At 39.0% G+C, this 11848-nt stretch carries 10 protein-coding genes; 3 read left to right on the forward strand and 7 right to left on the reverse strand.

Annotated elements, in window-relative coordinates; translation table 11 throughout:
* Positions 1 to 82: 82 nt before the first annotated feature.
* The 3 genes from LV92_RS16960 to LV92_RS16970 all read right to left on the reverse strand — a co-directional run bounded on the left by LV92_RS16960 (position 83) and on the right by LV92_RS16970 (position 2942).
* A complete protein-coding gene (locus tag LV92_RS16960) occupies positions 83 to 1261 on the reverse strand; it encodes a hypothetical protein (RefSeq protein WP_111624785.1) in 1179 nt (392 codons plus the stop codon).
* A gap of 157 nt (positions 1262 to 1418) precedes the next feature.
* Positions 1419 to 2285 carry a hydroxymethylglutaryl-CoA lyase gene (locus tag LV92_RS16965; protein ID WP_111624786.1) on the reverse strand — a complete coding sequence of 289 codons (867 nt, stop codon included), beginning with the start codon at positions 2283 to 2285 and terminating at the stop codon, positions 1419 to 1421.
* Between the two features lie 30 nt (positions 2286 to 2315).
* Positions 2316 to 2942, reverse strand: coding sequence for a LysE family translocator (locus LV92_RS16970; RefSeq protein WP_111624854.1), 627 nt, complete (start codon positions 2940 to 2942; stop codon positions 2316 to 2318).
* 259 nt (positions 2943 to 3201) lie between these two features.
* Between LV92_RS16970 and LV92_RS16975 the strand changes: the two genes are divergently transcribed.
* Positions 3202 to 3624 (forward strand): Dabb family protein, encoded by a 423-nt coding sequence (locus LV92_RS16975; protein ID WP_394336279.1) that lies wholly within the window; start codon positions 3202 to 3204, stop codon positions 3622 to 3624.
* Positions 3625 to 3746: 122 nt separating this feature from the next.
* Here the strand turns inward: LV92_RS16975 and LV92_RS16980 are convergent, their stop codons facing one another.
* Positions 3747 to 4790 (reverse strand): quinone-dependent dihydroorotate dehydrogenase, encoded by a 1044-nt coding sequence (locus tag LV92_RS16980; protein ID WP_111624787.1) that lies wholly within the window; start codon positions 4788 to 4790, stop codon positions 3747 to 3749.
* 81 nt (positions 4791 to 4871) lie between these two features.
* Positions 4872 to 5288 carry a hypothetical protein gene (locus LV92_RS16985; protein ID WP_111624788.1) on the reverse strand — a complete coding sequence of 139 codons (417 nt, stop codon included), beginning with the start codon at positions 5286 to 5288 and terminating at the stop codon, positions 4872 to 4874.
* A 217-nt stretch (positions 5289 to 5505) separates the two neighbouring features.
* On the opposite strand from LV92_RS16985, the gene pepT reads away from it, so the two are divergent.
* Positions 5506 to 6729 carry a peptidase T gene (pepT, locus tag LV92_RS16990; RefSeq protein WP_111624789.1) on the forward strand — a complete coding sequence of 408 codons (1224 nt, stop codon included), beginning with the start codon at positions 5506 to 5508 and terminating at the stop codon, positions 6727 to 6729.
* 58 nt (positions 6730 to 6787) lie between these two features.
* Positions 6788 to 7384 (forward strand): YdeI/OmpD-associated family protein, encoded by a 597-nt coding sequence (locus LV92_RS16995; RefSeq protein ID WP_111624790.1) that lies wholly within the window; start codon positions 6788 to 6790, stop codon positions 7382 to 7384.
* A gap of 140 nt (positions 7385 to 7524) precedes the next feature.
* Here LV92_RS16995 and LV92_RS17005 read toward each other — a convergent pair whose 3' ends face one another.
* Positions 7525 to 9102: an FG-GAP repeat domain-containing protein gene (locus LV92_RS17005; RefSeq protein WP_111624791.1), complete on the reverse strand. Its 1578-nt coding sequence runs from the start codon at positions 9100 to 9102 to the stop codon at positions 7525 to 7527.
* 165 nt (positions 9103 to 9267) lie between these two features.
* Positions 9268 to 11085: an SLC13 family permease gene (locus LV92_RS17010; protein WP_111624792.1), complete on the reverse strand. Its 1818-nt coding sequence runs from the start codon at positions 11083 to 11085 to the stop codon at positions 9268 to 9270.
* Positions 11086 to 11848 lie beyond the last annotated feature (763 nt).

Consider the following 11848-nt stretch of genomic DNA (forward strand, 5'->3'; position numbering starts at 1 on the left):
CCCCAAATATACTAATTTAGAATCATTTTTAATAATAATTGACATATTTAGGGCAATGAATTAAATATTTTCATTTTCTGGATTAGAACCAAACCCCAATCCCAAAATTCAATACATTTTGCCGATCACTATTGTCCACTTTGTCAGATCTAAATTGATAATCCCCCTTTAATACAACTCCTGGAGCTAGGTGATAGGTAAGACCTGTCGTTACATCCGTTTTGTTGTAGGCATTGTTCCTTACCAAAGTACCCGCCGTATCTGCGTGGGTATCATATTTTTCATATCTAGCGAAGGCAAACAATTTTTGTTCATTGCCGGCTGGCAATAAATTAAAGGCACCTTCCACGTACCATCCTTGTAACGCGCTACCTAAATTACTACCTGTTAAGGCGTTGTAATCCTCGGTATCGGAAAGGGAGGCATAAATAAATTGCCCTCTTGCTGTAAAATTCCCATAGGCGTATCTTGCATCCAAGCCGACCATTGAAACTCCAATGTTTGCTCCCGTAAGCTCTTCTACATCATCTGTAGCCTGTGTTTTCCCAAAATATCCAGAAAGTCCCAAACGCAGACCAGGGATTCCGTAATAATCCAATTTGGCAGAAAGGGTCGGGCTATCAATGGTAGATTGGATTCCTTTTTGTCTTCCTCCCCTTAATCCGCTAGAACCTTGCAACACTCCATTGACCCCACCTTCGCCATCAGCTTGGGTAGACTTGAATCCGTTAAATATATATGCTTGGTAGCCTAAGGATAGGTCATTTACCCTCCCGAAGACACCAACTCCAAGTTCCCTCCAGGTAGTAGGCACTATAACATTGTCCATGGCAGGACGCTCTGTTCCGTTAAAAGTTGTGGGTTCATGGTATTCGTTAATGATGCCCATGGGTACCAACATTAATCCACCTCTTAGATTTACGCTATTTCCAAGATTATAGTTAACGAAGGCCTGCTCAATGTACACCTCCTCAACATGCTCAAATTCTATCTCGGTAACAAATTGAGCCCTATCATTGAATCTATATCCCAAAAGCAGCACTAACCTTTGAACATCCAATTCTCCATTGTCACCTTCGGGTTGATTGTAAAGCATTTCTCCATAAGCCCCTACTGTAACGGCGGAGGCATAATTACCAGAAAGCAAACGCTGGGCCGCATTCAATTGTTTTTGTGGATCCAAAGTAATGGAATCATTGGCGGTCTGTGCGAATACTCCAGTAGCCAGGAGCAAAACGAATAGTAACGAAATTCTTTTCATTGGTTAATTGTTCTTATTTAGATTGGATAAATATAATTTTCGGGTGCAAATATAATAGCGCCATCCAAATTGACAAACTTTATTTAAACTAAATCTAAATAAATACAGAAATTTAACAATTATGCCATGCAGACATAGCTAAACATTCTCCAATGTTTTAGTGATAGGAAGAGAATAAATCAGTAGCCTTGTTGAATGCCGCTTCAAAAGCCATCCAATTAACATTGGTGTCGGCCTTGATAGCTGTAAAATAGGATAGCATCTTTTCGGTGGGCATATTTCCAGTGAGCTCATCCTTTGCCATAGGACATCCACCAAAACCTTGCACCGCCCCATCAAACCTACGACAGCCGGCCTTGACGGCAGCATCAACTTTTTCGTGCCATTTGGAGGGAGTAGTATGTAGATGCGCTCCAAATTCGATGTCAGGAAATTTTGGAATCAGGTTGGAAAATAAATAGTCGATTACTTCAGGCGTGGAAGAACCCACCGTATCGGAAAGCGATAATATTTTTACTCCCATTCCGGCCAACTTTGCGGTCCATTCACCCACTATCTCAACATTCCATGGATCCCCATAGGGGTTACCGAAGCCCATAGAAATATAGGTAACCACTTCCTTGCCCGAGTCTCCGGAAATCCTTAAAATCTCTTCCAAAGTAGCTACAGATTCCGCAATTGTTTTGTGGGTATTCCGCATTTGAAAATTCTCCGATATGGAAAAAGGATATCCCAAATAATCAATGGAATTATGTTCGGAAGCATCCCTTGCCCCTCTCACGTTGGCGACAATAGCCAATAACTTACTCGTAGTCTTGGACAGGTCCAATTGGGAAAGAACCTCAGCCGTATCCACCATTTGTGGAATTGCCTTAGGAGAAACAAAACTCCCAAAATCGATAGTATCGAAACCACAATTCAAAAGGGATTGAATGTATTTTACCTTTTTTTCTGTTGGAATGAAAGTTTTGATGCCTTGCATGGCATCTCTTGGACATTCTATTATTTTAATGGTATTGGACATTCCCCTGCTTAAGCTTTATCAAAATTAATATTATTTATCAGATATCAATAGATAAACAGCAATAGCCACAAAAACGATAATCTGAAGCCATTTTAGGACTTTTCCCAATTGCCCATGCTCCCTTATATATTTCGAAATGGTTCCTGAAAGGATGGCTATCGCACTAAAAATGGTAAAAGAGACCAATATAAATATCCCGGCAAGCACATAGAATTGAACAACAATGCTTATATAATTACTGAACAAAAAACCTGGAAAGAAGGCCAAGAAAAAAATAGTAACCTTAGGATTAAGAACGTTCATTATAAATCCTTGTTTGTATAAGGCTCCCAATGATTTCTTACTTACACCGCCACTGGATAATTCCAGATGATCACTACTCCTAAAAACCTTATAGGCCAAATAGACAAGATAAATTGCCCCAAACAACTTTATGACAAAAAATAAACTTGGGTTCTGTTTAATTATGGCGGAAACTCCAAAAGCCAGCAAGGTTGCATGTACCAAACAGCCGGTCATTAATCCCGCAACGGTTGCTATGCCATATTTCTTTCCATTGGTAATACTTTGGATCAGCACAAAAATATTGTCCGGTCCTGGAGAAATGGCCAATGCGGCCGTGGCCAATACGAATGTCATTAATATATCGTAATTCAAATCCAAGTAATTTGCATAATGAACAAAGGTCGGAAATTAGCGATTATTTGTCGCTTTTTCTATATATAAATGGTATTAAACCAAAGGACAGGCCCTGGTTCTGTTTAAGGCTCCGACCCCAGGGGAGGGATTCGTTGGACTTAAGCAATGCAATAAACCTTCGACTTTTAAATATGGTTTGACGAATAAGGCTTGATAAATATCTTACTAACGAACGACCCTTATCCAACTTTTTTATATCTTCCACAAAAATTTAAATATGAAACCAGTTTTTTACACGGTAGGCCTATTGGCTGCTATACTATTGATGAGTTACAACATCCCTAACACGAATAATTTGAACAAGGATTTAACAATGGAAAATTCTAAAAAACAGGACAGCGTATTGCGCCATGTAGTACTTTTTAAGTTTAAAGCCAATACCTCCAAAGAGGACATAGCAAAAGTAGAGGCCGCTTTTAGTGCCCTACCTTCCAAAATACCTCAAATAGTGGGTTACGAATGGGGAACTAACAATAGTCCTGAAGGATTGGACAAAGGGTTTACACATTGTTTTTTCCTTACCTTCAACAGTGAAGAGGATCGTGCCATATATCTTCCACATCCTGACCATAAGGCTTTTGGAGCAGTGTTGACTCCCCATTTGGAAGATGTTACGGTTGTGGATTATTGGACTAAATAATAAAAACCCATTTAGGGAAAAAAAATATCAACCTTGCCTAAAAAAAAAAGCAGGCTTTCCCAAAATTGGGTAAAGCCTGCTTTTTTTACTACTTAAAATATGAGGTATGCTATCTATCGCTTTCAGTCGTTAATCCTATTAACTATAGCCTTATTGATTCTCTTTATAAGTGACGGACCTTCATAGATAAACCCAGTGTACAATTGGACCAAATCAGCACCCGCGTCCAATTTTTCAAGCGCATCTTCAGCAGAATGAATTCCGCCTACCCCGATAATAGGAAATGCCTTATTGCTTTTTTGGGACAAGAACCGGATTACTTCAGTACTCCTTTTGGTAAGTGGTCTACCGCTTAAACCACCTGCTTCTTCTTTTAACAAAATATCGGATTTCAAATTATCGCGGGCAATCGTCGTATTGGTAGCAATTACCCCATCTATGTCCGTATCCTTGACAATACCTATAATATCCAGTAACTGGTCGTCCGTTAAATCGGGTGCTATTTTTAAAAGAATAGGTTTTTCCTTCCTATCCTTTACTTTTGCCAATTTGGTATTTTCCTTTTTCAATTCCTTCAGCAATGCCGTCAGAGGTTTCCTATCCTGAAGTTCCCGGAGGCCGGGGGTATTTGGTGAGCTAACATTCACTACAAAATAATCCACATGGTCGAAAAGGGCATCAAAACATATTAAATAATCCTTTGCCGCAAGTTCGTTGGGCGTCACCTTGTTCTTCCCGATATTACCCCCGATCAATACCCTATGACTTTTTTTTAGATTTTCAACAGCATCGAACACCCCCTTATTATTAAACCCCATTCTATTGACGATGGCCTGATCTTTCTTTAAGCGAAACAAGCGTTTTTTTGGATTTCCATCCTGAGGTTTGGGAGTCAAGGTTCCTATTTCAATAAATCCAAATCCAAAATCGGATAGTTCATTGTACAACTTGGCATCCTTGTCAAAGCCCGCTGCCAAGCCCACCGGATTTTTAAATTTCAACCCGAACAATTCACGTTCCAGACGAGGGTCGTTGACCGAATATATGGTCCTAAATATCCCAGCAAATCCTATACTGGATAAAAAACGAATAGCTCTAAAAGTAAAATGGTGAACTCCTTCTGGATCAAATTGAAAAAGGAGGGGGCGGATAAGCTGCTTATACATTTAAAATATTTTCCGCAAAAATACAAACTACCCGTGCTAAACTATCCTAAGCGCACGCTTTTTATTAACATTTACCACAACTTATTCCGGTGCCACCACTAGGGGGAGCCTGGATACTTCCTGACAAAGTGTAACATACCTTTGGTATTGCTTCTCGTTGAAGAGTGCTAAAAGTTTAAGGTCGTATTTTTTAAAAACTTGTTTCATCCGCTCCTCCAGAACCTTATACTTTGCCCCCAATGCCGTTAAATCCTCAGGGGTACTTTGCGGGTGATTTTCAAATAGATTTTTACGCTCTTCATCCAATAAGCGGGTTTCAATCTCCAGTGCTGCCTTAAACTCCTCCAAATTGGTTATCTGCTCTTCTTTGAGCTGAAATATTTGTATAATAGTATCCGATTCTGTCGCGCCAATACCCAAACTACATTCTTGTTGGGCTTGTACGGATATCACAAATCCGACCATAAGGATCAAGGTGGAAAAAACTTTTTTACACATAGGTTTTTGTGCTGATTTAAAATACAAATATAAAGTAATAATATAACCACCTGCTCCTCACTGAAAGTTATCTTTCCTCATTAATCTATTTATAGGATAATAAAATTTATGCTGAACCTCGGGTTCCCGGGCTACATCACATTACTCCGCAATACAGTTACCGCAACAGGCCCAAATAAAAAATAATAAACTGTATTTTTGATTAAAATTTATTTTTATGCAACACATTATAGACCGGTTTATAAGTTATATTACCGTAGACACCCAAAGCGACCCTAAGTCCGACACTACTCCCAGCACTAAAAAGCAATGGACTCTTGCCCATAAATTAGTGGAGGAACTCAAGCAAATAGGTATGCAGGATGTAGTTATAGATGACAAAGCTTACATTATGGCGACTTTACCCAGTAATTTACAAAAAGAAGTGCCTACAATTGGATTTATTTCGCATTTTGATACTTCTCCAGATTTCACGTCCAATGATGTAAAGCCTCAAATAATAAAAAATTATGATGGCGGGGATATTGTTTTGAACAAAGCGGAAAATATCATCCTCTCTCCTAGTTATTTTGATGACCTACTGCAATACAAAGGCAATACCCTTATCACTACAGATGGCACCACTTTGTTAGGTGCCGATGATAAGGCTGGAATAACTGAGATCATTACAGCCATGGAGTATTTAATACAACATCCGGAAATTAAACATGGTAAGATTAGGGTGGGCTTTACCCCTGATGAAGAAATTGGCCGCGGAGCCCACCATTTTGATGTTGCAGCATTTGGTGCCGATTGGGCCTATACTATGGACGGCAGCCAAATCGGAGAATTGGAATATGAAAACTTTAATGCGGCAGGCGCCAAAATAACCATTAAAGGAAAAAGTGTACATCCTGGTTATGCCAAAGGGAAAATGGTAAATGCCATTTTGATCGCGAACGATTTTATCTCCCAATTACCCGGCCATGAAGTGCCTCAAAAAACTACTGGACGGGAAGGTTTCTTTCACGTCCATCACATGAAAGGAGAAATTGAGTTGGCTGAAATTGAAATTATAATTCGGGATCACGACCTAAAAAAATTCGAACAGCGCAAGGAACTTTTACAATATATCACGGAAAATTTGAAAGCGGAATATGGAGATTTTGTATCCCTGGATATTAAAGATCAATATTTTAATATGCGGGAAAAAATTGAACCGGTAATGCATATAGTTGAAATTGCCAAAGAGGCTATGGAAAGCTTGGGGATTACCCCAATTATAAAACCCATACGTGGCGGTACCGATGGCTCACAATTGAGTTATATGGGGTTACCATGCCCCAATATTTTTGCAGGCGGACATAATTTTCATGGAAAATACGAGTATGTCCCTGTAGAAAGCATGCAGAAAGCGGTTGATGTTATCGTAAAAATTTGCGAACTTACAGCTAAAAGATAACTTAAGTATTTGTGTGCCCATAATAGCGCGACAATATACATTTCATTTGGTAGGAAAAATGAAGACCCAAGAAAAGATAGAAGCCTATTTCGCAAAAAAACAGCCCTTTATGGAAGGTATTGGCCTTTTACGGGAATTGGCACTTAAAACTGAACTTATTGAAACGTACAAATGGAGGATCCCTGTATACACCATAGACAATAAGAATGTTCTAGGTATTTTGGCCTTTAAACATCATTTCGGCATCTGGTTCTATAATGGTGTCTTTTTAAAAGACCCTAAAAAAGTTCTGGAAAATGCACAAGAAGGTAAAACTAAGGCAATGAGGCACTGGAAATTTAGAACCATAGAGGATATTGATGAGGCCACGGTTCTAGCTTATTTTCTTGAAGCTATCAGCAACCAAAAGAAGGGACTTGTCCTTGCCCCTGAAAAAAACAAGCCAATTGAAATGCCTCCTTTGTTAAAAATAGCACTTAACAAGAATCAGGCATTAAAAGCAAATTATGGAAGTCTAACCCCATATAAACAAAGGGAATATTGCGAGTATATTTCTCAAGCCAAACAGGAAAAGACCAAGCAGGCCCGACTGGAAAAATGTATTCCCCTCTTGGAAAAAGGTTTGGGGCTGCACGATAAATATAGGAAAGGGTAGGTGTAGTGAGTAGTGAGTAGTGAGTAGTGAGTAGTGAGTAGTGAGTAGTGAGTAGTGAGTAGTGAGTAGTGAGTAGTGAGTAGTGAAAAATAATAAATACTACTGGACGACTTACCAATTACCTTCAGCCGTGCAAAGATTTATCGTGTGGTATTTTCCAATACTATTATAGAGGGTCCTTCGGATAGCCATTTTTGGCCCAGCCCGGTCGTATCCCCCAATGGAAGAAAATACACAAAAGATCCTAGAGCCAGGTCAATATCGCCATCTGCATCCATATCCTCCGCATCCATTACGATCCATCGACCTTTGATCGACTCCGGAAAGGAATAATCCTCAAATTTCATATCCCCTTTATTTTCCAGATACACAAAACTTTCCTCTGGAGAACCCATATAATCGGGAAAAAATGAAATTGCCGCAATATCAAGATCTCCATCCAAATCATAATCCCTGGGAATGGCTTTATAAGCCCCGTTTAAAGGGTAGAAATAGGATTGCTTAAAATTTAAATCCCCATCGTTCAGAAATATATAAATACCGTGGTATTCCTTTAATATGGGGGTTTTGTCCGCGTTATCCCCACAGACATATATTATGTCATCGAAGCCATCATTATTAAAATCTACCAACTCCATATTTTGGGAACCATTAAGAGGAAGAAAAGAAAGCAATCTTTTGTTGGAAAACGTGCCATCGCCCAGGTTTTGATAATAAAAAACGCCTTCATCCCCTTGTGCCATAAGCACAAAAATATCTTTGAAACCATCCCCATTGGCATCCTTTATCACCGCGGTAATGGCACCTGATCTGTTGTCCAGCGTCCTCATAGTGTATTTACCACCCCCCATGTTTTCGTACCAAACCAATTTTCCAGTTTCATTGCCGTATTCACAGGCCACAACATCTTCCAATCCATCGTTATTCAAGTCCCCATAAGCCATATTTACTGGCCTTTGTAAATTGGAAATCACCTCGTTGGAAGTGTAGGAATCTGCTGTTCCTTTTGAAAATATTTTTTGTAAAGCTCCATCCGATACATCATTGGGAAAAATATTTTTCCCTGCAGTTGTCAGATAAATGGTATCGTACTTTTCGTAGAAATGAACAGGAGCCGCTTTAAGCCCAAGAACAAAATCCTTTTCAAGATCTTTGGTCAGGAATGTTAGGCTATTTATATTTCGTTTACTATCCGCAAATACTACTCCTCTATTTTCTGGAAGGATTTTCACCATAGTGGTTAGAGCCGGAGTATGAGAAAAACCAGACTCCCTGTATTTAAAATGCTTTAGGCCCATTTTGATTTTATTGGCTCGTTTAGGTGGTAAAATGGTATCCGGTGCATTTTCCAGGTAATAATCCTCTATTTTATTCCAATCCGCTTGGGCGATGAGAGGTCTTTCTGGAAAGATATTTGCCTTTTTAACCACTTCCCCGCTCCTGCCATTGTCAAAGAGACTATCTGGTCGTACATTTCCTCTATAAATACCCAATCGATGTCCCATTGCTGGAAGTACATCGTTTTGCCAACTGGACCTTGGCAACAATTCTGGTTTAACAAAGAGATGACAACTGGAACAGTGAATTTCTGCCGAGCGGTTCCCAGGCAAATTGGTAGCCGTTGGTTCTTTATATTCCAAAATTCGCGATTCCTTTTTGTTACCGGAACAGGAAAACAACATTCCTATAAGGAGGGTCAGCGAAAAAAAATTCTTCATGCGATATTAATAAATAATAGGAATTCAAAAATTAATGTCCTCCTGATAGCGACCTAAGCTACGAAGTTACTGCCTAATTTTCAAGTATAAGGTAAATATCGTATTTACAATGATTACTAAAAGTGCAAATCTTACCACAGAAAACCCATTTAACAACTATAAGAACTATACCAACCGGACCAAAAGAAAGGTTGCCAAAATCCATAAGATTAGACTTAAAATTCCCCCTATTATAAAAAAATGTTTGAATTTGTAGTTGCCTATTCCGTAAATCAAGGTATTGGTCTGATAACCTACCGGGGTAAAAAAACTAAAATTTGCTGCAAACATTACAGCTAGGATAAATGGCTTAAAATCCAAATTTAGTCCGCTTGCCAGTGCCATTGCTATTGGGGTCATTATAATAGCTGTGGCATTATTACTGACCACACCGCTCATGACCATGGTTATAAGAAAAAGACTGCCAATAATTATCGTTTTGGATTGACCCACTAATAAACCCAGCAATTTTTCCGAGATCCACATATCCGCACCCGTGTTGTGCATGGCTATACCCAAAGGTATCATTCCTGCCAACAAAAAGAAAATTTGCCAATTTACCTTTTTGTATACATTATCCAAATTTAGGTTATTGGTAAGCAATAATATGGCAACGCCTGTCAGGGCGCTTACCATAATGGACAAAACACCTGTGGCCGCCAAAACGACTACTAAGCCAAGAACTGCCACCGACAAAATCCTTCCGAATCGAGAATGGGTTTTAAGAGAATCGAACTCTTGTAAAAGCACAATGTTTTCAAGGGCGTACAAAGATTTAATATTTTGCCTACTTACGTCAACTAGTAGTCGATCTCCGGCTTTGAGCACCAATTTATCCGAACTGCTGCGCACCAATCGTTCCTTGATATTGGTCAAGGTCTTGCGCTTCTTAATGGCCACAGGAACAATATCCTGTTGCATATAACCCCTAAGATTCCCCAAGGTCTTTCCCAAAAGCGCCGCACCTGGAAGCATTAAAAGTTCTACAAACACCCTTTCCTCCAATTTAGGGACCTTTTCTTCCTCAGAGGAATGAAGATCGGCACCCATCCAATAATTTGGCTGGTTTAGTTCCAAATTTTGGGCATCATTCAATTTAGAGAGGCTTAAAATGTTGCACATTAATAACAACTCATCATTTTCCTTTAGGGTGATATACTTTCCAGGTGAATTGTGGATCCTATTGTCCCTTATCAATTTAAGTATTGATATTTCTGGATTGTTGAATAAAAATGTTTCCTCCAACCTTTTGTTTACCAACTGTGACCCCGATTTTATACGGACATTGGTAATATAATCTGCTACACTATAATCGTTCCCCAATTCCCTCTTTCCGCTCCAAGGCAACCATCTAAGCGTTAAGGTGAGGTAAACAATGGCCACTGCCAGAAAAATTAACCCAATAGTGGTAAATTCGAAAAAACTCAGGGCGGGTGCCCCCAGATTTTGTGCTACTGAGTTAACAATAAGGTTTGTAGAGGTACCCATTAAGGTACAAGACCCCCCCAATATGCCGGCAAAAGAAATGGGCAACAATAATTTGGATTTGGAAATATTGAATCGATCGCAGAGTTGATTGATGATTTTAATGAAAACAATGACGACCGCGGTAGTACTTATAAATGCGGAAATACTCGCAGTTACAATCATAAAAATAGGAGCAATTACAAACAACGGGAGGGCTTTAATTTTACCCAGACCCGAGGTAAGCCAAGTAATAACGCCATTTTCCTCCATGGCTATGGCCAGGATCATCAAGGCCAAAACCGCTATGGTGGCGCTATTGGAAAACCCGCTTATGGCCTCTTCCGGTTTCACAAGCCCCAATAAGGTTAATGAAACAATGATAAAAAAGGCAATCTTATCTACCGGAAACACTTCCAGGGCAAACAAGATTATGGTTATCAATAAAACCAAAAACACCAATCCCATTTCGAACGTCATCCCGTAATTATTAATTTAAGAATCCCTAAAAATCGAATCCCTTAAAACAAAAAATATTCTTCCTTGCTTTTTCTGATATATGCCATTACAACCATTCCTACAACAGCAGCTTTATGCATTGCAAAAACAATAGGTCACTAACTGGTTTAAGGTTGATGAAATTTAAATTTCACTAGATAAGGTCATTACCACTTTTTGACATTCCTCCATACATTTTACACAAGAATTTGCACAATCTTCACAATGTTTATGATCATGTTGTGCGCACTGTTCTGCACACCACTGACATACTCTAGCGCATATGCTGCAATATTCCTTGGCATATGGACTATCTGCCATTAAAAATTGTAATGCTGCCGAACAAGATTCAATACATAGAATACAGCAAAGGGGGCAGTCATTTTTACTTTCCTTTCCCGACATTTGAAGTAGGCTATATTGACAATCGGCTATACATTTACGACAGGCTTCAATACAATCCAAATAAGGTGATTCCATAGCATTTATAATTACGGTTACAGATAAAATTAATTCAACCCAATTTAATCCAATAGCTCAATGCGATATTATGTGAACGTTATTGACAATTAAGGTATCAGTCCAGACAACATAATTGGCTTCATCTTTTCTTTTGAAGATGACGTATAAAAATTAACTTTAACCCATATTTATTTATAATAAAATTAAAGTAACTATTGGGTTCTTATTTGATTGTTTAATCTTCAGATGGGAAGAGAACCATGGTCTCTATAATTACCAAGGA

The sequence above is a fragment of the Arenibacter echinorum genome (assembly GCF_003259375.1).
Lineage (GTDB): Bacteria > Bacteroidota > Bacteroidia > Flavobacteriales > Flavobacteriaceae > Arenibacter > Arenibacter echinorum.

Bases quoted from the DNA above. Each gene is read 5' to 3' on its own strand.
- LV92_RS17005 (WP_111624791.1), bottom strand. From the start codon at position 9,102: ATGAAGAATTTTTTTTCGCTGACCCTCCTTATAGGAATGTTGTTTTCC.
- LV92_RS16965 (WP_111624786.1), bottom strand. From the start codon at position 2,285: ATGTCCAATACCATTAAAATAATAGAATGTCCAAGAGATGCCATGCAA.
- LV92_RS16975 (WP_394336279.1), top strand. From the start codon at position 3,202: ATGAAACCAGTTTTTTACACGGTAGGCCTATTGGCTGCTATACTATTG.
- LV92_RS16960 (WP_111624785.1), bottom strand. From the start codon at position 1,261: ATGAAAAGAATTTCGTTACTATTCGTTTTGCTCCTGGCTACTGGAGTA.
- LV92_RS16985 (WP_111624788.1), bottom strand. From the start codon at position 5,288: ATGTGTAAAAAAGTTTTTTCCACCTTGATCCTTATGGTCGGATTTGTG.
- LV92_RS16980 (WP_111624787.1), bottom strand. From the start codon at position 4,790: ATGTATAAGCAGCTTATCCGCCCCCTCCTTTTTCAATTTGATCCAGAA.
- pepT (WP_111624789.1), top strand. From the start codon at position 5,506: ATGCAACACATTATAGACCGGTTTATAAGTTATATTACCGTAGACACC.
- LV92_RS17010 (WP_111624792.1), bottom strand. From the start codon at position 11,085: ATGACGTTCGAAATGGGATTGGTGTTTTTGGTTTTATTGATAACCATA.
- LV92_RS16995 (WP_111624790.1), top strand. From the start codon at position 6,788: ATGAAGACCCAAGAAAAGATAGAAGCCTATTTCGCAAAAAAACAGCCC.